This window comes from Catenulispora rubra (assembly GCF_015356825.1).
Lineage (GTDB): Bacteria > Actinomycetota > Actinomycetes > Streptomycetales > Catenulisporaceae > Catenulispora > Catenulispora rubra.
Genome location: NZ_JAACYW010000788.1, coordinates 1 through 407 on the forward strand (window position 1 = coordinate 1; position 407 = coordinate 407).

General features: G+C 71.5%; 1 pseudogene. It reads left to right on the forward strand.

The features are described from left to right. Positions 1–407, forward strand: a pseudogene (locus GWK61_RS55425) (hypothetical protein); the annotation flags it as partial.

Genomic DNA, 407 nt, shown 5'->3' on the forward strand with positions numbered 1-407 from the left:
GCCTGGACCTCGGCGAGATCTGGGGCGTCGACGCCTACGCGGGCAAAGTCGAGGTCACCTCCGCGTACGGGTTCGTCGCCGAGATCGCCCCGCAGACCGGCGCCGCCACCGTCACCGACCTCGGGAGCGCGGGAGCGCCGACGGACCCGCAGCTGTGCATGGGAGTCGCCGCCGGCGGCGGTTACGCCTACATCGGCGGCACCGGCAGCATCGCGCGCCACTCGCTGAAGGACGGCACGGTCGTCGACCTCCAGTTCCCCGGCGAGGCGAAGCACGCCGTGGTCCTGGACGGGGTGCTGTACACGTCGCAGTACGACTCCGAGGGCATCTGGCGGTACGACCCGGCCTCAGGCAAGCCACAGCACCAGGTTGCGCAGTTCCCACCGGCACAGAACCGACCGGTGGGC